The sequence below is a fragment of the Megamonas hypermegale genome (assembly GCF_900187035.1).
Classification (GTDB): Bacteria; Bacillota; Negativicutes; order Selenomonadales; family Selenomonadaceae; genus Megamonas; species Megamonas hypermegale.
This window is the reverse complement of record NZ_LT906446.1, coordinates 706,796-730,317: the sequence shown is the minus strand read 5'-3', so window position 1 is coordinate 730,317 and position 23,522 is coordinate 706,796. Positions and strand designations below refer to the sequence as shown.

22 protein-coding genes and 1 pseudogene are annotated in these 23,522 nt (G+C 32.2%); 6 read left to right on the top strand and 17 right to left on the bottom strand.

The features are described from left to right. Positions 1 to 37 precede the first annotated feature (37 nt). The 3 genes from fusA (at position 38) to CKV65_RS03435 (ending at position 3,808) form a co-directional block, all read left to right on the top strand. A complete protein-coding gene (gene fusA, locus CKV65_RS03445; RefSeq protein WP_027890915.1) occupies positions 38 to 2,095 on the top strand; it encodes an elongation factor G in 2,058 nt (685 codons plus the stop codon). 223 nt (positions 2,096 to 2,318) lie between these two features. Then, positions 2,319 to 3,128: a MerR family transcriptional regulator gene (locus tag CKV65_RS03440; protein ID WP_027890914.1), complete on the top strand. Its 810-nt coding sequence runs from the start codon at positions 2,319 to 2,321 to the stop codon at positions 3,126 to 3,128. A 137-nt stretch (positions 3,129 to 3,265) separates the two neighbouring features. Next, positions 3,266 to 3,808, top strand: a complete 543-nt coding sequence (locus CKV65_RS03435) for an ECF transporter S component (RefSeq protein WP_027890913.1) — start codon at positions 3,266 to 3,268, stop codon at positions 3,806 to 3,808. Between the two features lie 59 nt (positions 3,809 to 3,867). On the opposite strand, the gene CKV65_RS03430 is transcribed toward CKV65_RS03435, so the two are convergent. The 4 genes from CKV65_RS03430 to CKV65_RS03415 form a co-directional block, all read right to left on the bottom strand. Then, positions 3,868 to 4,677 carry a DUF805 domain-containing protein gene (locus tag CKV65_RS03430; RefSeq protein WP_027890912.1) on the bottom strand — a complete coding sequence of 270 codons (810 nt, stop codon included), beginning with the start codon at positions 4,675 to 4,677 and terminating at the stop codon, positions 3,868 to 3,870. An 80-nt stretch (positions 4,678 to 4,757) separates the two neighbouring features. Then, positions 4,758 to 5,930 (bottom strand): enoyl-ACP reductase FabV, encoded by a 1,173-nt coding sequence (fabV, locus tag CKV65_RS03425; RefSeq protein ID WP_027890911.1) that lies wholly within the window; start codon positions 5,928 to 5,930, stop codon positions 4,758 to 4,760. Between the two features lie 207 nt (positions 5,931 to 6,137). After that, positions 6,138 to 6,500: a hypothetical protein gene (locus tag CKV65_RS03420; protein ID WP_027890910.1), complete on the bottom strand. Its 363-nt coding sequence runs from the start codon at positions 6,498 to 6,500 to the stop codon at positions 6,138 to 6,140. A 15-nt stretch (positions 6,501 to 6,515) separates the two neighbouring features. Then, positions 6,516 to 6,959 (bottom strand): hypothetical protein, encoded by a 444-nt coding sequence (locus CKV65_RS03415; protein WP_027890909.1) that lies wholly within the window; start codon positions 6,957 to 6,959, stop codon positions 6,516 to 6,518. Between the two features lie 169 nt (positions 6,960 to 7,128). On the opposite strand from CKV65_RS03415, the gene CKV65_RS03410 reads away from it, so the two are divergent. Both CKV65_RS03410 and CKV65_RS03405 read left to right on the top strand, forming a co-directional pair. Further along, on the top strand, positions 7,129 to 7,635 hold the full coding sequence (locus CKV65_RS03410; RefSeq protein WP_169711911.1) for a helix-turn-helix domain-containing protein: 507 nt from the start codon (positions 7,129 to 7,131) through the stop codon (positions 7,633 to 7,635). Next, positions 7,611 to 8,483, top strand: coding sequence for an IS3 family transposase (locus CKV65_RS03405; RefSeq protein ID WP_095197681.1), 873 nt, complete (start codon positions 7,611 to 7,613; stop codon positions 8,481 to 8,483). The genes CKV65_RS03410 and CKV65_RS03405 overlap by 25 nt, the downstream gene beginning before the upstream one ends. Before the next feature lie 54 nt (positions 8,484 to 8,537). On the opposite strand, the gene CKV65_RS03400 is transcribed toward CKV65_RS03405, so the two are convergent. The 5 genes from CKV65_RS03400 to CKV65_RS03380 all read right to left on the bottom strand — a co-directional run bounded on the left by CKV65_RS03400 (position 8,538) and on the right by CKV65_RS03380 (position 13,367). Continuing rightward, on the bottom strand, positions 8,538 to 9,689 hold the full coding sequence (locus CKV65_RS03400; protein WP_027889730.1) for a S41 family peptidase: 1,152 nt from the start codon (positions 9,687 to 9,689) through the stop codon (positions 8,538 to 8,540). 25 nt (positions 9,690 to 9,714) lie between these two features. Beyond that, on the bottom strand, positions 9,715 to 10,806 hold the full coding sequence (locus CKV65_RS03395) for a murein hydrolase activator EnvC family protein (RefSeq protein ID WP_036254462.1): 1,092 nt from the start codon (positions 10,804 to 10,806) through the stop codon (positions 9,715 to 9,717). 13 nt (positions 10,807 to 10,819) lie between these two features. After that, positions 10,820 to 11,707 carry a permease-like cell division protein FtsX gene (gene ftsX, locus CKV65_RS03390; RefSeq protein ID WP_027889728.1) on the bottom strand — a complete coding sequence of 296 codons (888 nt, stop codon included), beginning with the start codon at positions 11,705 to 11,707 and terminating at the stop codon, positions 10,820 to 10,822. After that, on the bottom strand, positions 11,697 to 12,383 hold the full coding sequence (ftsE, locus tag CKV65_RS03385) for a cell division ATP-binding protein FtsE (RefSeq protein WP_027889727.1): 687 nt from the start codon (positions 12,381 to 12,383) through the stop codon (positions 11,697 to 11,699). Before ftsE ends, ftsX begins: the two co-directional genes overlap by 11 nt. 111 nt (positions 12,384 to 12,494) lie before the next feature. Further along, positions 12,495 to 13,367, bottom strand: a complete 873-nt coding sequence (locus CKV65_RS03380; RefSeq protein WP_027889726.1) for a methionyl aminopeptidase — start codon at positions 13,365 to 13,367, stop codon at positions 12,495 to 12,497. Between the two features lie 195 nt (positions 13,368 to 13,562). Here CKV65_RS03380 and hpf point away from each other — a divergent pair, with 195 nt between their 5' ends. Continuing rightward, positions 13,563 to 14,108: a ribosome hibernation-promoting factor, HPF/YfiA family gene (gene hpf / locus CKV65_RS03375; protein ID WP_027889725.1), complete on the top strand. Its 546-nt coding sequence runs from the start codon at positions 13,563 to 13,565 to the stop codon at positions 14,106 to 14,108. A gap of 59 nt (positions 14,109 to 14,167) precedes the next feature. Here the strand turns inward: hpf and CKV65_RS10900 are convergent. From CKV65_RS10900 to CKV65_RS03340, 8 genes and pseudogenes are all read right to left on the bottom strand, one after another. Beyond that, positions 14,168 to 14,384: pseudogene (locus tag CKV65_RS10900) on the bottom strand (IS3 family transposase); the annotation flags it as partial. 110 nt (positions 14,385 to 14,494) lie between these two features. Next, on the bottom strand, positions 14,495 to 17,032 hold the full coding sequence (locus tag CKV65_RS03370) for an autotransporter outer membrane beta-barrel domain-containing protein (RefSeq protein ID WP_027889724.1): 2,538 nt from the start codon (positions 17,030 to 17,032) through the stop codon (positions 14,495 to 14,497). 224 nt (positions 17,033 to 17,256) lie between these two features. Continuing rightward, positions 17,257 to 17,709, bottom strand: coding sequence for an N-acetyltransferase (locus CKV65_RS03365; RefSeq protein ID WP_027889723.1), 453 nt, complete (start codon positions 17,707 to 17,709; stop codon positions 17,257 to 17,259). 23 nt (positions 17,710 to 17,732) lie between these two features. Next, complete coding sequence (gene nth, locus CKV65_RS03360) at positions 17,733 to 18,371, bottom strand: endonuclease III (RefSeq protein ID WP_027889722.1); 639 nt, start codon at positions 18,369 to 18,371, stop codon at positions 17,733 to 17,735. A gap of 89 nt (positions 18,372 to 18,460) precedes the next feature. Beyond that, on the bottom strand, positions 18,461 to 19,306 hold the full coding sequence (locus tag CKV65_RS03355; RefSeq protein WP_027889721.1) for a metal ABC transporter permease: 846 nt from the start codon (positions 19,304 to 19,306) through the stop codon (positions 18,461 to 18,463). Beyond that, positions 19,307 to 20,092 (bottom strand): metal ABC transporter ATP-binding protein, encoded by a 786-nt coding sequence (locus tag CKV65_RS03350; RefSeq protein WP_027889720.1) that lies wholly within the window; start codon positions 20,090 to 20,092, stop codon positions 19,307 to 19,309. Between the two features lie 102 nt (positions 20,093 to 20,194). Beyond that, on the bottom strand, positions 20,195 to 20,356 hold the full coding sequence (rd, locus tag CKV65_RS03345) for a rubredoxin (RefSeq protein ID WP_027889719.1): 162 nt from the start codon (positions 20,354 to 20,356) through the stop codon (positions 20,195 to 20,197). A gap of 138 nt (positions 20,357 to 20,494) precedes the next feature. After that, positions 20,495 to 23,515 carry a type III restriction-modification system endonuclease gene (locus CKV65_RS03340; RefSeq protein WP_027889718.1) on the bottom strand — a complete coding sequence of 1,007 codons (3,021 nt, stop codon included), beginning with the start codon at positions 23,513 to 23,515 and terminating at the stop codon, positions 20,495 to 20,497. Between the last annotated feature and the right edge of the window lie 7 nt (positions 23,516 to 23,522).

The following is a 23,522-nucleotide window of genomic DNA, read 5'->3' as shown; positions in this document are numbered from 1 at the left end:
AATTGAAAAAGATTTTATATCCAGGAGGGATTTTTATATGACAGAATTTAATAGTATTCAATTGAGAAACTTAGCTTTAGTAGGACACGGAAAATCTGGAAAAACATTGATTGCAGAAAACTGTTTATTTAAAAGTGGCACTGTTAATCGTGTTGGTAAATCAGAAGACGGAACATCTGTCCTCGATTATGAACCAGAAGAAATCAAACGCAAAATGACGATTGACACTTCACTTGCCTCTTGCCAATGGCAGGGTTATAAAATAAACTTGTTGGATACTCCTGGATATCCTGATTTTACAGGAGAGGTAAAATCCGCTTTAATGGCTTGTGAAGCTGCTATTGTAGTAGTATCTGCTGTTTCTGGTGTAGAAGTTGAAACTGATAAAGCATGGCAATATGCAGAAGAACTTTCTCTTCCTCGTGCAATTTTTATCAATAAAATGGATAGAGAACATGCTGATTTCAATAAAGTTGTAGAAGAACTTCGCGCTAAATACGGTAAAGGCGTTGTACCTATTCAGCTTCCAATCGGTAGTGAAGACAGCTTCCAAGGTGTAGCAGACCTCATCACAATGAATACAAAAGTTTTAATTAAAAATAAAGATTTGATTTATGAAATTCCAGAATATATGGAAGAAGAAGTCGATGAAGCTCGCCATATGCTCATGGAAACTTGTGCGGAATTCAATGATGAACTTTTGGAAAAATATTTAGAAGGCGAAGAAATAACTGAAACAGAAGTTGCTGCAGCATTGATTGAAGGTATCGTAAATGCACGTATTTTCCCTGTACTTTGCGGTAGTGCTGCAAAAGGTATCGGCTTTAGACAACTCATGAACAGTATTGTTGAATATATGCCTACTCCATATTTCCGTTCTTCTATGGGCGTAAATCCAAAAACAAATGAACTCATCGAACGCAATACAGAAGATGCATTCTCTGGTTATGTATTTAAAACAGTAGTTGACCAATTTATCGGTCGTATAAGCTATTTGAAAGTTTTATCTGGAACATTGCAAGAAAATGCCATGGTATACAATAGCGTATGCGATAAAACTGAACGCGTAGCTAATTTCTATACTGCTTGTGGTAAAAATCAGCAAGCACAAAAAATCGCTCATGCTGGCGATATCGTGATTGTAACTAAATTACAATCCACAAAAACAGGCGACACTCTTTGCGATGCTCAAAGCCCTATTCGCTATGAACCAGTTGAATTTGCTGATTCTATGTTTACAATGGCAATCAAAGCTGATAAGAAAACTGATGAAGATAAAATCGGTAACGCATTAAATCGTTTGATTGATGAAGACCCTACATTGAAATTAGAAAAAAATACAGAAACTGGCGATTTATTAATCAGCGGCGTTGGCGAAGCTCATTTGGATATCGCATTAGAAAAACTTTTAAATAAATTCGGCGTAACTGCTAAACTTTATAAACCAGAAATCGCTTATCGCGAAACAATTCGTGGCACTAGCAAAGTTGAAGGTAAACACAAAAAACAAAGTGGTGGTCACGGTCAATATGGCGATGTATGGCTTGAATTCTCACCTGGTGAACAGGGCAGTGGCGTTACATTTACAGAAACTATCGTAGGCGGTGCTGTACCACGTCAATACATTCCAGCTGTAGAAAAAGGCGTGCGCGAAACATTGCAAAATGGTATTTTAGCTGGCTATCCAATGGTGGATATCAAAGTAAATTTATATGATGGTTCTTATCATACAGTAGACTCTTCTGAAATGGCATTTAAAACAGCAGCAGCTATTGCAATTAAAAAAGGTGTTCCAGAAGCAAAACCTGTACTTTTAGAACCATATTGCAATTTGAAAATTACTATTCCAGAATACTACATGGGCGATGTAATCAGTGGTATCAATACAAAACGTGGCCGTATTTTGAGCACAGAAAGTCCTTCCCATTCTGTATGTATCATTGAAGCACAAGTACCACAAGCTGAACTTTATAAATATGCTACAGACCTTCGTTCTGCAACACAGGGACGCGGTAGCTACACAATGACCTTCTCTCATTATGAAGAAGTTCCAGCTAAAATCAGCGAAAAAATTGTAGCAGAAAGAAATAAATAATAATTAAATATAATAAAGGATATGTAGAGCTACAACTTTGCATATCCTTTTTTTATAAGACTTATTTGTAAAAAATAACGTTCATTTTATTAAAATTTTATTAAATAGGAGCAAATAAAAATATATGGTATAATGCTTTATTAGTGATAAAAATTCATGGAAGTTATATTGTAACTTCCATTTTTTAGGGTTTAACAAAAAATGTACAGAAAGGATAAATACCATGTCGCAAACGTATTTTAAAACAGGAGAATTTGCCAAACTGTGCAATACAACAAAAGATACATTATTTCATTACGATACTATCGGTTTATTAAAGCCAGCCAAGGTTGGCGAAAATGGCTATAGATATTATTCTGTCAATCAAGCTTATTTATTTGATATGATATCGCTTTTAAAAGAAGTTGGCATGAATTTAATAGAAATAAAAAATTATATGGATAAAAGAAATACCACTATTTTTCTAAATATGCTCAAAGAAAAAGATAAGAAAATGCGCGAAGAGATTGAGCGATTAAAACGATTGCGCAGTTTACTAAAAAACACCATAAATATCACACAAAATGCTTTTGATGTAGAAACGGATAAAATATCTTTCGTCAATAGAGAAGAAGAATATTTTATCGTTACACCAGGTGAAGAAAAATATACAGAAAAATTAGTTTGTGAAGCTATCTTCAACCATATAAACTACTGTGTAAAACACAATTATTCGTATACATTTATGATTGGAGAAATTATCAGTAAAGAAAATATCGATAATAAAACTTTTAAAACAACTTTTTATAGTACAAAGATAGATAAAAAAGTAAATAGCAAACAACTGCATACAAAGCCAGCGGGAAAATATGCAGTCAAATACGTTTATGGTTCATATAGCGATTTAATCGAAAAATACATGATTTTTATTGATGAACTTACTCAAAGTGGCTATAAAGTCATCGGCAATATATATGAAGAAGATTTACTAAATTATTTATCTGAAGCAGATTTCAATGATTATTTAATGAAAATAGAAGTTCAAATCGCTTAATGTTGCCAATACAAGACAAAATATATTATTATATATTTTATAAAGCTTTATGATAAAAATTTTATTATTTATGAATAAGTGATAATTATTGTATAAAATATAAATTGATTTTATCATTTTATGTTAGGAGATTTTAAATGTTAACAAATAAAACACGTACTTTAACTGGCATGGGAATGCTTACCGCATTATCTTTAGTGTTAATCTTATTGATTAATTTTCCTATTTTGCCAGCCGTTCCTTTTATGAAATATGACCCAGCAGATATTCCGATATTGATTGGTACTTTTTTATTCGGCACTAGCGGTGGTCTTATTTTAACCGTTCTTGTATCAGTTATACAGGGACTTTTCATCAGCGGTGATGGTGGTCCAATCGGTGTTTTAATGCATATCCTTGCAACTGGCAGTTTCGTGTTTGTTGCAGGTATGATTTATCAACGAACTAGAACAAAAATGGCAGCACTTATCTCGCTTATTTGCGGTGCTTTGACAATGACTGTGGTAATGGTAATTTGCAATTTGATATTTACACCGCTTTTCTTAGGCGCACCGATGGGAAAAGTTGTTGAACTTTTATTACCTGCAATCATTCCATTTAATTTAATTAAAGCAGGTGTAAATGCCATTATAACTTGGTTTGTATATAAACCTATTTCTCGCTTCATTCATAATATGTAATAAAATAAAAAAACTTGCTTTGGGCTAACTTTGGTTAACTTTAAAAGCAAGTTTTTTCTTTAATTATCTCTAACTAAAGGGCTTTTGCCGTACTTATTTTCTTTAATTGAGCCTTTTATAAATATTAGTATAATTGTCAATACGATATAGCCATATGGCAAAATAATGCCGAGTATACTCCACCAACCAGATAAATTTAAATCGTGTAAACGACGTATGAGTAAAAATCGCAAAGGCATAGTGATAAAAATATACGCAGTAAACAAATAATACATCAACAAGATTTCACCGCTAGAAACTATATCCATATATAAAGCGGCTGGATTTACCATGAAAAATACATAATAAATTGAAAATCCAATAATACCGCATACGATTAAAAATATTAAATACAGTATTAAAGGTTTGCGATTAACTCTCCCTACAGTCGAGAAAAATTTTTGTTCAAGAATATCCATCATATCTAAACTTTTAGGTAGAGGATTTTCACTAAAATTCTCATCGTAATCATCATCAAGCGGACTTGCACCATATTTATTATCACCTGCACTACCTTTAAAAAAGATTAAATAAAGCAGTAAAGCAATATTTATAAGTGGCAAAATATAATATATGACAAAAAGAGCCGATTTATTTAAATCATGCAACCGTTTAACACTTAAAAAAATACCTGGAAGCATGGCTAATTCTATTATTATAAAAGTTATACTGGAGATGATTTCCACAATAAAACCACTTCTAGTAAAGTTTAATAAAATCGTAGGAATAGCAAGCAATATACAAAGCAAAATAAATGCAAAAACATATTGTACAAATATTTTACGATTTATACGACCTGCTGTAGATAAAAACTGTTGTTCAAGTGTCATGGTTTCATCTCCTCATGTGTTGTATTATACGTTTTCATATGTAAAAAACGGAACTATATTATAATAGTCCCGTTTTTTTATTATTTTACTAAATCGATTTCAATATCTGGATTTACATCTGCATCATAATCTACGTTATCGAAACCAAAACCAAATAAGTTGTAGAAATCATTCCAATAGCCTTCAACATCAGCATATTGTTTTAAATTATCATTGTTTACAATATCCCAATATTTGAAGATTGTTTCCTGAACATCATCGCGCATTTCTAAATCATCGATGCGTATACGTCCTTCATCATCTTTTACTGGGTTATCTTTAGATAAATATTCATGCCATAAGCGGGACATCTGTTGAATAGTTCCTTCATGAACATTTTTATCTTTCATTACACGATACATTACTGCAACATATAAAGGTACAATAGGAATAGCAGAGCTAGACTGTGTTACCAATGCTTTATTTACAGAAATAACGGCATTAAAGCCTTCTTTGCGTAAGTTTTCAGCTGTTTTATATAAATCTTGTTTAGCAGCACCGATAGTGCCTTCATAATATATTGGATAAGTGATTTTTGAACCAATATAGGAATATGCAATGCTCAAAGCGTTTGGTGCAAGTACGTCTGCATCTTTTAATGCGTGCATCCAATCTGCCCAGTCTTCGCCACCCATAACTTTAATAGTTGCTTCAACTTCTTCAGGAGTTGCTGGAGGAAGTGTGGCTTCGGTAACTTCATTTGTTTTTAAGTTAAGAGTTTTAGCTGTAAATGGTTTATCTACTGTTTTAAGTACGGAAGAGTACATAGTACCATCAGCTGTAGTGCGACGTGGAGCAGCAAGAGAATAAACTATCATGTCGATTTGACCAAAATCTTTTTTGATTAATTCGATAGTTTTTGCTTTGATTTCTTGTGAAAAAGCATCGCCATTTATAGTTTTAGCATAAAGTCCATCAGCTTTAGCTATTTCTTCAAAAGCTGCTGTATTGTACCAGCCAGCTGTAGCAGTGCGTTTTCCATGAGCTGGTTTATCGAAAATAATACCGATAGTAGAAGCTCCGCTACCATAAGCAGCACAAATACGAGATGCTAATCCGTAACCAGTGGATGCGCCGATTACCAATACACGTTTACCCAAATCAACTTTAGGCTGATTTTTTACATATTCGATTTGACGGCGAACATTTTCTTTACAGCCTTCAGGATGAGAAGTCAAACATATAAAATCTTTTACTCTTGGCTTAATAATCATATATAAATCCCCTTTACTTAGAGTATCTAAGTTTTTTGTGCATATAGTATATTAATACACTATAGCATAGTATTACATTCATTATATCACATTTTAGATATTTAGCTATATATTTTACTTTTCTTTATTTAATAGAATTTTAATATTTTTTAGTAAAAAGACTTAATATAAATTAACATTTGTCTAATAAATTATTTATATATTTATCTATTTATTATGCTGAATTATTCTTTCTACAAAATCGCTCGGCTTATTAGTAATCATACTATTAACCTTATTTGTCATATCAATATAAGTATTTATTCTATCAAGTAATGGTTTTGGATTTTCGATATTTTCCAAATCACTTAAAGATATAACATGATATTCTGTTATTGTAGATGAACAAACTTTTTTGTTACAAGATTTTTTGTATTCGTTTACATTAGTTTCGATATTATATGATATAGCTTCTTTTATACCATTCGCATATCTGTCATTTAAATATTTTAATAAAATAGAAATATATTTATATACTTTTTCTAAGTATGCAAAAGTTCTTTCCCGATTAGCATAAAATCCCTTATGCACTACATTATTTCTAAATTAAACATCACCTTGTGTGAATTTTACTTCACGCTCAATTACATCATCTAAATCCCCAAATTTAGAGAAATAAACTACATAAAATGTACCTAATTGGTTTTCAGACCTAGATTTTACTTTTTTCCAATATTTTTCATATAAAGCTATATTTTCTTTGCAATTATTATTAAGCCATACCGCTTGCACAAAAAATTCTCTAAAACGCTCAAGAGCTGAAGCACAATGCATTACAGCCGCACTGTAATCATCATTTATATAGCTAAAACAAGCCATATCGAATTTTAATTCAAATCTTTGAATTTGCTGTATCAATATGAATTCGTGACCTTTATCACATTTAAATGAATATACACATTCATCATTTTGTTCTTGTATTACAAAATTAAAATTAGGTATACCCGTTTCTTTAAAGCACTCTACACAAGGAGCCATTACTTTTTTCATAAAATCACCACCAAATATAAAATACAATAATATTGTACATTTCTATCATTTATATTTCAATTATCTTAATAAATATAGCCCTATACATCACAATAAAAAAAGCGATAGTAAAATGAACTGCACCCCAAAAGTTGGACAAAAAAACAACTTTTGGAGGTGCAGTTTTTTTATGACTAAATACTCAAATGAATTTAAAGTTAAAGCAATTAAAATGGTTTTAAAAGGAGATTCTATTTCTCATGTATCTAAAATTCTAAACATGCCAAATACAGCTTCTCTTCGTAGATGGATATTTCATTATGAAAATGGTGGCATCTCACAACTTCTTCATAAAAATCGTAAATATACTCCTATCTTTAAACAAAAAGTTATTGAATATAAATGGCTACATCATTTATCATTAAATCAAACAGCAGCCAAATTTTCCATTCCTAATACTGGTACAATTTCTACATGGGAAAAATTGTATAGCTCTTATGGATTTTCTGGCTTAGTTTCTAAGAAACGAGGTAGACCATCTATGAAAAAATCTAAAAACAAAGTTAACAAACCTAAAAAAGAACTTTCTTATGTTGAACAATTGGAACAAGAAAATTATCAATTAAGGATGGAAAATGACCTATTAAAAAAGTGGCATGCCTTAATGAAGCAATGGGAAAAGGAAGGAAGACACTAGTTTTAGTAATTGCTAAATTAAGGAAAAAATATACTCTAAAAGCCCTATTAAACTATACAAAATTAGCTAAAAGCACATATTATGATGCATTAAAAAATTTATCAAAAGAAGACAAATATAAAGGATTAAAAACATTAATTCATAATATTTGTAATAAAAATCATGGAAGATATGGATATAGAAGAGTAACTATGCAGCTGCATAAACAAGGAATAAAAGTCAATCATAAAGTAGTTATGAGATTGATGAAAGAAGAAAATTTAACATGCAAAGTAAGAGCAAAGAAATATAAATCATATAGAGGGCAAGAAGGGAAAATAGCTAAAAATATATTAAATAGAAATTTCAAAGCAGAAAAACCAAACGAAAAATGGGCAACAGATGTAACAGAATTTGCATTATGTAATGAAAAAATATATTTATCACCAATAATAGATTTATATAACGGAGAAATAATATGTTATAAAATATCGAAAAGACTAATACTAAAGCAAGTATTAGATATGGTAGAAGATGCAACAAGAAAGATAAAAGAAACAAAAGGGATAATTCTACACTCAGACCAAGGATGGCAGTATCAGAATAGAAGATATCAGGAGTTATTAAAAGAAAAAGGCATTATCCAAAGCATGAGCCGAAAAGGAAACTGCTTAGATAATGCCGTAATAGAAAATTTCTTTGGTTTGCTAAAAAGCGAATTGTTCTATTTAAAAAAATTTAAATCCGTTGAAGATTTTATAAAAGAGTTAAAATCTTATATAAAATATTATAATACAAAACGGATAAAGATAAAACTAAAAGGACTTAGTCCCGTAGAATACAGAACTAAGTCTCAATTAATAGCTTAATTAATATGTCCAATATTTTGGGTGCATATCAAAAAACTACCGCTTTTTTATAAACTATTGATTATTTATCTGTTGACTTATTACTTCTTTTGCTTTATCAAGCTGTGTATCAACTGTAGAACCTTCATCTAATTTGACTTCTATATCTGGCGTGATACCTACACCATCAATGGAGCGACCACTTGGCGTATAATATTTGGCAATTGTCAATTTTACTGCATCATCATCCATCATTGGTAAAATCGTCTGTACAGAACCTTTTCCATATGAAGTTTCGCCGATTATCACACCTGATTTTGTATCTTGTATAGCGCCTGATAAAATTTCTGAAGCACTTGCACTGTTTTTATTGATTAAAACAGCTACAGGATACGGTACTTGTTCTAAATCAGAGCTATAAACTTCTTTATTTCCATCTTTATCCACAATTGAAACAATATCGCCTTTTGGTACAAGATTTTTAGCAATATCAACGCATGCACCTAAAAGTCCACCTGGATTATTTCGTAAATCAAGCACTAAACCTTGCATACCTTGATTTTGTAAATCAGTATATGCGTCCATAAATTCCTGTGCTGTATCTTCAGAGAATGAAACAATCTGAATGTAGCCGATATTGTTATCGAGCATTTCATGACCAACTGTTTTAAGCTTGATATTATCACGAGTAATTGTATAATCTTGCTGAGTGCCATCGCGCATGATTGTAAGTACTACATCAGTTCCTGGTTCACCACGCACATGAGCTGCCACTTCATCAAAAGCCATTTCTGTGACAGGTGTTCCATCTACTGCTATTATCTGGTCGCCTTCGGCAAGTCCAGCTTTTTGACCAGGAGAGTCTTCCATTACAGCGACAATATTAATATTTTTATTATTATCCATTCCCATTACCACGCCAATGCCTGCAAAAGAACCTTGTGTTTGTTCTTTTAGACTTTGATACATCTTAGGAGAGAGATAATTAGAATGTGGGTCGCCTAAAGATTTTACCATTCCATCAATAGCGCCATCTATTAAATTAACATCATCTGTTTGATTTACATATTTAAGTTCAATAAAACGATATGCTGTTACAAAACGCATGAGATTGAAAAATCCCTGCTGATTGAAACCAAGTAAATAATAAATAACGCCCAATGTTGATAAGGAAGAAAAAATCGCTATCAACAAAGCTATTATTATATTTCTCAATATTTTATTCATTTTTATCACCAAAATTATAGATTAATCAAAGATAGCCATATGGGCTTGTCGGTTCACCGTTTACGCGCACTTCAAAATGACAATGTGGCCCTGTAGAGTTACCCGTTGAACCGCAATGTGCAATGGTCTGTCCTTGTGATACGGCTTGACCTTCACTGACTGTGAGCGATTGATTATGCCCGTACAATGTAGAAATGCCATTGCCATGGTCTATTATGACTGTATTGCCGTAGCCACTAATCCAGCCAGCATAAGTGACTGTGCCAGAATCTGCTGCTGCGATATTAAGCCCATAATCACCGCCAATATCAATGCCACTATGAAAACGAGCATTTCCATAAATCGGATGTGTACGCCAGCCAAATTCTGAAGTCACTGGCCCACCTAATGGCCAAATCATTTGCCCTGTACCCATTACAGTAGAAGGGCTATGGTTTTGCAACATTCGCGTTATATTAGCTGATGCCGCCATTATTTCTTGATAAGCTTTTTCAGATGTTTCTTTATCGTATTTCAGCCTATCCATCATCTTATCTAACGCGTCTTTTTTTCTATCCATTACTAATTTTTTATGCAAGGCATCATCATATAATTTTTCTGTTTCTTTCTTATCTTTTTCTAATTGTTTCTTTGTTTCAACGATTGTATTGCGTTCATCATTAATCTTAGTGATTAAATCATAATCATAACGCAAAATTCGCTTTATCAAATCCATTCGTGTAAGAAAATCAGAAAAATCCTTAGCACCAAACAATATATCTAAATAGGAAATTTGCCCATGCATGTAAATATTACGCACTCGCTTTTGCAAATACTTTCTATTTTCCTTTAATGAAGCCTCTGTCTTTTCTAATTTTTCCTCATTCTCTTTAATCTGAGCATTAGCATCATCAAGTTTTGTCTTTACTTCATTATATTCAGCATTGGCAGTATCTAAATCATCTTGCATAGCGCGCATTTTTTCCGAAACTTCATCTATTTTCTTATTTGCTTCGTCTATCTTTTGTCGTTCAGCCTGTGCCTTTTCATTCAATTCATCTTGTCGTTCTCCTAAAGTCTGAGCAAAAGTCGTATTCATCAGAGAACATATCAACATAAAGATTATAAAAATTCTCATCAACTATTGCTCCTTAAACTCTAAGAAATCTTTTAAGCGAGATAAGGCTTCCTACTGCACCGATAACAATACCACTTATAAGCACTGCCAAAACAATATAATTAATAAAAGGATATTGTGGAATTAATGGGAAAAATGCCATTGCATCGTAAATTTCCTGTGATATTTGCGCATAAATCATAATTAATAAAAATGCTGCAATACTGCCACCGATAAAGCCTAGTGCAATACCTTCTAATAAAAACGGCCAGCGAATGAACCAATCAGTCGCGCCAACATATTTCATTATAGCAATTTCTTTACGTCGTGCAAATACGGTCAAACGGATTGTATTAGAAATTATAAATATTGCCGCAGCTAATAACAGAATTATCAAAGCTACTCCGACAATTCTAATCAAATGAGTCAAATTAAAAATATGGTTTATTATATCTTGACTGTATGATACGCTTTCAACCGTAAATAAAGTCTGCGCTACATCTGCCACTTCTTTAACTTGCTCTGGTGTCGTCACCACGACTGAAAATGAGTCTGGCAATGGATTAGTATTGTCTAAGGCATCTAATAAAAACTGTTGGTCACCCAAACGGTCTTTAAAATTCTTCATTGCTTCATCGCGCGTTATATATTTTACGCTCTGCGTGCCTTCAATATTTTCTAAAACCCGTTTTGTTTCATCTAAATCTTCTTTATTGATATCATCTTTTAAATATACACTGACTTGTACCTGTGACTCTAAAGTATTAGCCAATTTATTTAAATTCAATACCGCAATAGAGAAAAATCCTAAAATGAACAATGATAATACTACTGTCAATATTGAAGCTAACGTCATCCAAGTGTTGCGCTTAAACGAGAGGTATACTTCCTTGATAAAATACTCACTCGTGCTAAATTTCATCGTCATAACCTCCCTGTGCCACATCACGGATAATCTTTCCATCGGAAATCGCTATAACACGGCGTTGCATAGTATCTACGATATCTTTATTATGCGTTGCCATGACAATTGTTGTGCCTGACTGATTAATGCGATGAAAAATTTCCATAATACCCCAAGTCGTTTCTGGGTCAAGATTGCCTGTAGGTTCATCGGCTATAACGATAGAAGGCTGATTGACAATAGCTCTAGCGATAGCCACGCGCTGTTGTTCTCCGCCAGATAATTGACTAGGAAAACAGCGATATTTTTCTTTTAAGCCTACTACATCTAAAACACTGATTACACTGCGCTGAATTAAACGGCGCGGTGCTTCGATAACGCGCATTGCAAAGGCAACATTTTCATAAACCGTTTTGTTCGGCAATAAGCGATAATCCTGAAATACAATGCCCAGACTGCGTCTTAAATACGGTACATCTTTATTTTTCATTTTGGAAATATTATATCCATTAACTTTTACTGTACCAGAACTAGGCAAAGTTTCTCGCAATAATAAACGCATAAAAGTGGATTTACCGGCTCCACTTGGCCCAACTATAAAAACAAATTCACCTTTATTAATTGTTATATTAACATCATCTAAAGCCAAAGCATCATTTTCATATTTTTTAGAAACATGTTCCATTGTTATCATTGGCTGTGTCATCACAAAACTCCTTTTGTCAAATATAGTATAAAAATGCTTCCTGAACAAAATAAAATTTCAGGAAGCATTTCTTTTGCAATTAATAAACCGAAAATCAGATTAATAAGCTAAAATTTCTGTACCTGTTTCTGTAATCAATACAGTTTTTTCCCATTGAGCAGATAATGAACCATCTTTTGTATAAATAGTCCAATTATCAAGTGGGTCGATTACTACATCTTTTTTACCCATATTAATCATTGGTTCTACTGTTAAAACCATACCAGGAACGAGAAGCATACCCGTATTTTGTTTGCCAAAATGAGCGACAAATGGTTCTTCATGGAATTCTTTACCTACGCCATGACCGCCTAATACTTCAACTATGGAATAGCCATTTTTATGAGCGTAATACTGAATTGCAGCACCTACATCACCGATAAAACCCCATGGTTTAAGTGCTTTAATACCGAGTTCCATACATTCTTTTGTCACTTCAACTAATTTTTTAGCTTTAGGTGAAACATCACCAATCATAAACATACGAGAAGCATCAGCATAATAACCATCAAGAATTGTAGTTACATCGACATTTACGATATCGCCATCTTTTAAGACGATGTCGCGACTTGGAATACCATGGCAAACTACATTATTGATTGATACGCAAATGCTTTTTGGATAGCCTTCATAATTGAGACATGCAGGAATACCGCCATGTTCTACAATATAATTATGCGCTAATAAATTTACTGTTTCCGTATCCATTCCAGCGCAGATATTTTCAGCAATTAAATCGAGTGCACCATTATTTATAATGCCACTTTTTCTGATACCTTCAATATCTTTTTCATTTTTGATAATCTGACGTGGAGGACGGCATTGACCTCTAAATTTTTTTAATTTGATTGAATTTAAACGTTCATCAAAACTTTTATGGCATTCGGCATACTGTTTGCCACTGCCACACCAACATAAATCTGTATCTAACATTTGTTTATCTCTCCTATTCTATAGGATATTATATAGCTTTTTATTTCATTTGCAAATATTAATCTTGATAAGAACTTTCTCATAAAAATAAAATATAAATATAAATTTTTTAAAAAATTTATAAAAAACAGCAGGAATACATTTCTCTATGTAGAATATATATAACTAAAGATACAGAAAAGGGGATGAATGCATATGGCAACATTCACTATTAGAGGCAAAAACATTGAAGTCACTCCTGCACTTCACGACTATGTAGAAAAGAAAATAGGAAAAGTAACAAAGTACTTCGATAATGTCGGAGAAATTACCGTCCTTCTTACAGTATCAAAAGACCGTCATATTGTAGAAGTTACTGTACCTGTTCAGGGTATTTTACTTCGTGGACAGGAAGCAACTATGGATATGTATACATCTATAGATTTAGTTATCGAAAAAATTGAACGCCAAATTCGTAAATATAAAACTAAATTGGAAAGACGTTTCCGCGAAGGCAGCATGAAAACTGAATTGATGTCTCAGGGCGCAGGCTCCGGTAAACATGCAGAAGATGAAGACGCTGTTATCATCAAAACAAAACGTTTTATAGTTAAACCTATGGATGTTCAAGAAGCTATAATGCAAATGAATTTATTAAACCACGATTTCTTTGTATATCGCGACGATAAAACAGAAGACGTTAATGTTGTTTACAGACGTAAAGATGGCAAATATGGCTTAATCGAATCCGGTGTACAATAATATAATACGATAAAAAACTGAACATATGTGATATGCACCCAAAATATTGGACATATTAATTAAGCTACTAAATAGGACTTAGTTCTGTGTTTTACGGGACTAAGTCCTTTTAGTTTTATCTTTATTCATTTATAAAATCTTCAACAGATTTAAATTTTTTTAATAGATTAATTCTATTTTTAATAAACCAAAGAAATTTTCTATTACGGCATTATCTAAGCAAGTTTTCTTTCGGCTCATGCTTTGGATAATGCCTTTTTCTTTTAAGTTCATTTGAATATTTAATTATATAAAAACTGCACCCAAAAAATTGTTTTTATATCCAACTTTTTGGGTGCAATTCATAGAGCTTTTTATGATTTATTACTTAAATATATTAATTTAAATTAAAATGCCCAACGAATACCTCCATTTACTTGCCAATCTTTATTAATGTCGCCACCAAATCCACGTGTTACATCACCATAGAAAGTAACGTCTTCAGATAATTTAATATTACCACCAACACCTACTTCAAACCATGTATCACTATAGTCTGCATTTCTAGATAAAAATTCACTACTTCCACTGGCTTTACTTTCAAGTATTAAATTTCGTGTTCCTGCAAATTCATGATACATATCAGCTTTTAAATAAATATTATTTCCATTTTCTGCTTGTTTACCTACTGTAAAACCTAAACGAGTAATAACACTATTTAATCCATCAACATTCCCTGTTGCACCACGATTTGTAGTATAGTCAAAACTTGCTAATCTACCAATAGTTAATTGTGCTTGTGGTTCAATATAAAAATTATTATCATAATTATAACGTTTACCGTATTCAGCACTTAAACTGTACGCATTATGTTTATAATTTGTACTATCTGCATAATCTCCATAAGAATTTAATTCTGTATCAAATTGACCTATACGTGCTGTTAAATTTGTATATGCATCATCATCATTATTCCATACTGCATATACACTAAGTGCAGTTAATTTATCATTGCTACCGCCATTTACATATTTACTTTTACCAGTACCATAATCGATAGCTACACCATAAATAGATTTTGTATCAGCTTGTTTATCATATCCCAATTGGAATAAATTATAATCACTGTCAAAAGCACTGTTATCAAAACTACCATCAAGATATCTAGCCCATAATCCCATATCATTTATATTGCTATTATGCAACTCACCCAAACGAGAACGCATACTATCATTTGTATTTCTCCACATTGCATAAGCATTATCTGTAGCATCTAATAAAACTCTAGTATCATTATTTATATTTTTTTCTACACTAGTTAAAAGCCATTCATTTTTATCCAATCCATATTTATCACCACGAACAATAGATGGGTCATACTCATATAATCCGCCAGCATTGTATTTTTCACCTTTAAATTCTAAATTACCACTTTTATCTACTACTAGAACTTGATATTTACCTGGTTCTATTTTAGAGAAATTTTCCCCACTAGCGTCTTTTACTTGTATATAATGTGTGCCTTTTTCAGCTTCATTAATTATAATCTTATCATTATTTTGTGTCGCCTCATTTTTCAATTCTGCTAATGTTTTACTTTCATCATTTTTGTCAAATGTCATACCATTTTCCAAATCCGTATCTAAAATAAAATGAGCATTTGAACCTTTCATCTTTTGAATATTTAAAGTTTCATAAGAGGCGTTATTTATTGTATTAACAGTTCTTAATTTATTAGAGGCTTCTTGTGTTAATACAATATTTCCACCATTAGCTGTAAATGTACCTGTTAATTCATATACTCCACCTGTATTAGCAAATGACAACGTTCCTGAATTAATTGTAGTATCTTGTACAATAGCACCTTCATTTACATATAATAAACCACCATTGATAACAGTGTCTTTAGAAATACCACCTTTTTGTACTATTTGCATTCCAGTGTTCAAGTTCTTTATTGTTCCTGTAGCATCTTGTCCTACAATTTGTACCGCATCTTCCGTCATTTCGTCTTCAATAACAGCTGTTTTATCTCCTTCTAAATTCATTTCAGTATCCAACGTACCTACATTGATAGTTCCACCTTCACCAACTTCAACATTTTCGTCATATTTATCGGTCTGACCTGTCGCTCCCTGTCCAATAACCAGTTTACCATTATCACCGAAATTCTCTACTTGAATAGTTTGTCCTTCTGTCAAAGTAATACTTGTATTTAACTGACCAATAATACCTGTACCACCTTTTTCAACAACTTGTGTATTTACACTATCTTGATTTATTTTATCAATATGACCAATACCATTAGCTTGTACAATTTGTTGTCCACCAGATTGTACATTAGAAACATAGCCAATTGCTCCACTGCCTACAATCTGTGTACCTCCTGATAATACAATATTTACTTTTCCTGTTTGTCCAGAAGTCAATGTGTACTTAGTATCTAAAGTTTCAATAATACCTGTACCACCAGCTTGAATAATTTGGTTTTCTGTGTATTTTTCAACTTTCCCAGTACCACCAGATTTTATAATCTGTTTACCACCTACAATATTTTTTATAGTACCAATACCACCATTTTCAATAATTTGTTCTCCACTATTCAAACTATCAATTGCACCAATTCCCCATACTATCTGAGAACCACCATTTACTATATTTATATTACCTGTAGTATTAGTTAGTATTTGTTGTTGTCCACCAGCCATCGTGTTAATGCTTGCATTTCCTGATGAAATTTTTTGTGTTCCACCATTCATTTTTTCTATTGTTGCATTGCCACCATCAACATATTGAACACCTGCTTGCATATCTTTTATGCTTCCTGTTCCACTTACTATCTGGGAACCACCATTCATTTGCTCTATTGTTCCTGCCGCATCCGCTAATATTTGTTGTTGTCCATTTGTCATAGCACCAATATTAGCACTTCCTGCTGAAACCATTCAAGCTCCATTTATCATAATATTTATTTATGCATCCAATAGGTTACATAACCAATCATTTACAATCTTGCTTACACTCATTACAACCATTACAGATAAGTTTACTAGCACATAAAATATCAAACCATAATTGTTCATATTGGTCTTTTTGCCAACTATATAAACCTCAACTTTTACAAAGACAAAAAAATAAAGCTGACTAATAGCCAGCTTTTATTAATCTATTAAATGTAAAGTTCCATGGCGATTTCGTCGCAATGCGGGAACTTAGGGCAATCGATGCATTCTTTCCATACTTTTTGCGGTAAATTATCTTTTGTAGCGACTTCAAAACCAAGGCTTGCGAAAAATTTATCTTGATAAGTCAAAGTAAATACTCTTCGTACACCTAAAATTTTGCCTTCTTCGAGCAAATGTTTTACAATATTTGCACCAATATGACGACGTAAAGCCTTTTTAGAAACCGCCAATGTGCGTACTTCGGCCAATTCTTCCCAAACTATATGCAACCCGCCAACACCTAAAATTTCACCATTTTCTTCTGCAACATACATATCACGCAATGTTTCATATAATGTATTACGTGAACGCGCTAACATAATTCCATCTTGGGCATAATCATTGACTAATTCAAATATATCCTCAACATCATTAAAAGTAGCTTTACGATAAATCATACAAAACCTCTCCCCTTATATTTTTAAGCATCAATTGCAGCTGATGGGCACAGTTCTTTTAATGGACATTCTCCACACAACGGTTTTCTAGCACGGCAAATTTTTCTACCATGCCATATAAGCCAATGATGTGCATCAGACCATTTTTCCATAGGAATTGCCTTCTGCAACCCTTTCTCTACTTCATTTGGTGTAGCTCCTTCAGCTAAACGCAATCTATTAGATACGCGAAAAACATGTGTATCAACAGCAATCGCTGGTCTATTAAAAGCAATACTCGATACGACATTAGCCGTTTTTCTACCTACACCAGGTAATTTTAACAATTCATCAAAACCGCTTGGCACTTGTCCATTATAATCACTACATAATTTATGACAAGTAGCAATTATATTTTTAGCCTTGTTGCGGAATAATCCACAATCACGGATTTCATTTTCTAAATTTTCTACGCCCATATTTAAAATAGCTTCTGGCGTATTAGCTTTAGCAAATAATCTAGCAGTCGTAACATTTACACGTTTATCTGTGCATTGCGCTGACAAGATTACTGCGATTAATAATTCAAACGGATTATTAAAATTAAGTGCTGATTTTGTGTCTTTATAAGTATTCTCTAAAATAGCCAGCATTTCATCTTTTACTTTTTTTGTAACCTTCATAAAAACCTTATCCCGCCCTAACATAATATAATAAACCCGCGAAATTCAGTATAGCACACAGTTTTTACTAAATCCAGCAAAATATCTGTTTATCTCTGAAAATGCGGTCGCAAAAACAATGTAATAAAAAATATCGCTGCTGCAAAAATAGCAATAGTTGCACCTGTAGCGATATCTGCATAATATGAAATGATTAAACCTAAAAGCCCCGATACGATTGCAAATGAAACGGAAAGTCCATGATATTGACGAGCGTTAACCGCTATGTTTCTAGCAGCAGCGGCAGGCAAAATCAAGAGAGAATTGATGATTAAAAGCCCTACCCACTGAATACTGATGGATACGACAACTGCAACAATAGCAGCAAAAATCATTTCAATATACAGTGTTTTAATGCCACGACTGGCAGCAAAACTATCATTTATGCTTATAATCAATAATTGATTAAATAAGATACACCAAGCGATGATTACGACTAAAAACGTGATGAACAAATACAATAATTCTTCACCGCTTATGCTTAAAATATCACCGATAAAATATGAAGTGTAATTACCGATGTTTCCGCCATGTGACATTAAAATAAGACCTATGGCAATACCCGCCGAAGAAAATACACCGATTATTGTATCCGTTGAAGCACTGCTACGATGTTTAATGTACGTGATAGCACACGCAAATACTATTGAAAATATAATCAGTGAAACGAGAGGCTGCCCACTGCCTAAAAGCACACCGACTGCTACGCCTGTAAAAGCACCATGACCGAGTGAATCTGAAAAAAATGCCATGCGATTGCTAACAACCATTGTACTTAAAATACCTAAAAGCGGAGTAACCATTAGTATCGCTAAAAAAGCATTTTTCATAAAAGTATGTCCAAGCCATGCAAATGGCAAAATCGTATCTATTACAGAATAAATTGTATCGAGCATTTATTCGACCTCCTCCCTATCTGGAACTATAATCGTGCCAAATATATCTTTCGTTTCCTTGCGATTAAATACTTCCTTAGGAGTTCCATGACAAATAACTTTTTTATTCAACAGCACTACTTGGTCAGCATATTCTGCCACAAGTGGCAAATCATGCGATACAAGCACAATCGCCATATCTTCTTTTTCTCTGAGTTCCGATAAAATTTCATAAAACAATTTCAATCCATTATGGTCAACGCCAGATACTGGTTCATCTAAAAACAGTAAATCAGGCATCGGATTTAAAGCCAGTGAAAGCAAAACGCGTTGCATTTCTCCGCCAGATAAAGCGCCCAGTCTTCTATCTATTAAATGCTGTGCTTTTACTCTTGCTAAGCTTTCTAAAACCATTGGACGATATTTTTTCATATTACATAACCAAATAGGACGGCGTGACAAACATGCACAGAAAAAATCCATTACACTTGTCGGCGAAGTTCTATCAAAACGCAAGTATTGAGGCACATAACCGATTACAGGATGACCTGTGTGTTTGCCTTTAGCATCGACATAATGCAATTTCCCTGTATGCGGAAATTCTCCCAAAATACAGCGAAGCAAAGTCGATTTACCTGCTCCATTAGGGCCGATAATTGCTGTTAATTGTCCACAATGAATATGAAGATTTATGTCTTCAAAAATTTTCGTTTCACCTGCATGTGCAGAAAAATGTTCGATTTTAGTACAACACAATTTAGCGCAATCATCACTCGTTGCATTATGATGATATTTTCGTTTAAACAAAATTCTTACCTCACATTAAAATATTTTATAATACAAGAAACGCAGTATACCAAAAGGTAATACTGCGTTTTACTTTCAAACTTAATAGATTGCAAACAAAAATTATTCTTGTTCTTCAAACTGGTCTTTGCCTACACCACAAAGAGGGCAAACAAAATCGTCTGGTAAATCTTCAAAAGATACACCAGGAGCTAAATCGTAATCTGGATCGCCGAGTTCTTCATCATAAACCCAACCACATACAGTGCAAACCCATTTTTTCATAATAAGAAAACCTCCAATATAATTATTTTAAGTTAGCATAGTGCTAAATAGAATTCATTAATACCATAGCTATATAATATAATTAATATTACTATTTGTCAACAATAATTATTATTTATATTCATTTTTAAATATCATTCAACTTTTCAATACTTCAAGTAATTTATCATAGCTATCTATTACATCATATACGACATCACCTTTACTAATTGCAGCAAAATGTTTTCTTGCACATTTAATTTTCGTATCTTCAATTAAACGAAGCTGTAAAGATGACATAGAACCTTTTGTTTCTGCTACAAAATAAATATGTTTAACTGTTCCTTCATAAAAAGCAATAGCCCAATCAGGATTGTATTTACCTACTGGAGTTGAAATAAAGAAGCTATTCGGTAATTTTACATATACAGCTACATTTCTATCTGTATCTAAGTCTTCGGCAAATTTTCTTTCAATATTTGAATCATACACAACATAATCATATAAATGCTTATTTACTTTAATTGAATTTACATCGCGTTTTCCTTTAACCATATTATCATTAAATATATCTATATCGTAATGATTATTTGTTGATTCATAACTAATATGTTCAATCACTGTTGTAGCCTTTGCATCATTTATTATTCTTGCAGCTTTAATAATAAATTCTTCAGGATTATTCTTAAACATATTAAATACATTTTTCTCAATACCTGTCAAAATGGCTATAATATCTTTGCGCGTGAGATTAGTTTCTTTTACTAATTTGCCAACTAAATCATATTTTACTGCATTATTAACTTTGGAATATCTTTGACTGTTATATGATTTAGTATCTTCTTTTACAAAAGTCTTTCCTTCTAATAAATCTTCTTTTGATTCAATTCTATCAGTTTGACTGCCCGTCTCAATTTTAAAATAAATATTAGCTACTCTTAAATTAACATTTAAATTTGAAATAGCTTTTTTTATCAATTCATTAGTATTAAAATGAACTTCATACACTGTTTTTGTATTTATTTTTGACCAAAGAGCTTTAAATTCTGGCATAGCCATTTTATTTTTATCGAGTTTTAAATCTACATCATAATCTCTAGCGTTTTCAATAGGAAGTGAACGTTTTTCATCGTAAACAGAATTAATAATGTTTATAATTTCTGGTGCATACTCTTGTACTTCTTCTGATAATTTAATTTCTTTATTATCCAAATCAGTATGATATTTATCCGTTAATATGCCTTTTTTATCAATATACTTGCTAATAACTAAGTCAAACCACATGCTATGTGCCATATCTTTATCTATAACAAGCTTATCACCATTGATATTCTCGATGATTTTACCCACAAATAAATCTTCTGTAATAACGCTTGGTCTATCAATATTTTCAGCAATTTCAGTTTGTAAACCACGCGCAAAACTATCATAACTTTCACTAGCAATAATAGTCAGCACATTTACATTATGAACATCTCTGTCCAATACAGCTTCATCCATACGTTCACCATTTTTATTAACACATAAACGCAGTCCGCGTCCTACTTCTTGGCGTTTGCGAACATCACTATTACTTTGCTTTAATGTACAAATCTGAAATACATTTGGATTATCCCAGCCTTCTTTTAATGCTGAATGAGAGAAGATAAATCGTACAGGTTCTTCAAAAGATAATAAACGTTCTTTATCCTTCATGATTAAATCATATACATCTACATCATCAGATATTTTTTCTTTCTTTGATATCTTTCCGTTAATCATATGCCCTTTTTTATCTACAGAAAAATATCCTGCATGCGTCCTTTTTACATCAATACTATCAAGATACTTCAAATATTCTTCATCATAAAATTCTAGCTGTAAATGATTTATGATATTTGTGTACTCTTCTTCAAACATTTTAGCAAAGATGCCATTTTGTGCTTGTCCTGCTTCATCATACCATTTATAATGAGCTACTTCATCAATAAAGAATAATGATAATACTTTTATTCCTTTGCGGAATAAATGGCGTTCTCTCTCAATATGTGAAAGAATTGTTTCACGAATTTGAACACGGCGTATTTGTTCTTCATTCATTTCTCCAATTGCTTTATCTACATAAACCCTTTTACCATTTAAAAGTTCAATATATTCATCTTTACCATTAATTTCTTTTACTACATAACCATCTTTATACTCATCCAGATTACCCGAGTTTTCATAAAGATTATAACCTTCACCTACGGTTACACTATTACGTATAACTCCATTTGCTTTTTTCACATCAAATTCAATTATAGCCTTTGGAGCAGCTTTTGATAGTTTTATTTTATCTAAATATAAATAGCCTTCCGTTCCAGTAGTTCCACTTTGAGTAATGCCTTTAACAGTAATTTTCTTTACTAATTTTTGATTATACGCATCTATCGCATCTAATTTATAAACCATATTATAAATGCTATTTTTTTTATGCGTAGCAGAATAGCGCAAAGTAAACAATGGATTAAAATCTTTTAATGCTTCTTTTGTTTTCTTTCCTTCAACAGATTGAGGTTCATCTATGATTAAAATAGGATTGGTTTCTGCTATAACTTCAATTGGTACACGTGAGCGAAATTCATCCAATTCCATATAAATACGGCGCGCATCTTTACCGTTGGCATTAAAAGCTTGTGAATTTATTATCATTACATTTATTGAACTACTAGTTGCAAAATCTTCTAAACGCGCTATTTGTTTTGAGTTATAGATAAAAAAATCAATTTTTTTATTATATTCCATTGCAAAATGGTCTTGTGTAACTTGAAAAGTTTTATACACACCTTCACGTATAGCAATAGATGGAACGATTACTATAAACTTACTCCAACCATATCTTTTATTAAGTTCAAATATAGTTTTTATATAAGTATAAGTTTTACCTACACCTGTTTCCATTTCAATGGTGAAATTATATCGTCCTTCTAATTTTTTAGATGGCACAATCATATTTTTTCTTTGGATATCTTGTACCCTAGATAAAATAATATCATCGTTTAATTCAATTTTTTTATTTTTCCATCCCATATCATCCAAAGTAGGACTATTTCCACTATCCACTTTATATTGGAATACACCATATGGTTGTCCCATAAATATATCGCAAACAGCATTTGCAGCATCCTGCTGAAATTTTTGATGTTTAAATTGCAGTTTCATCTATTCA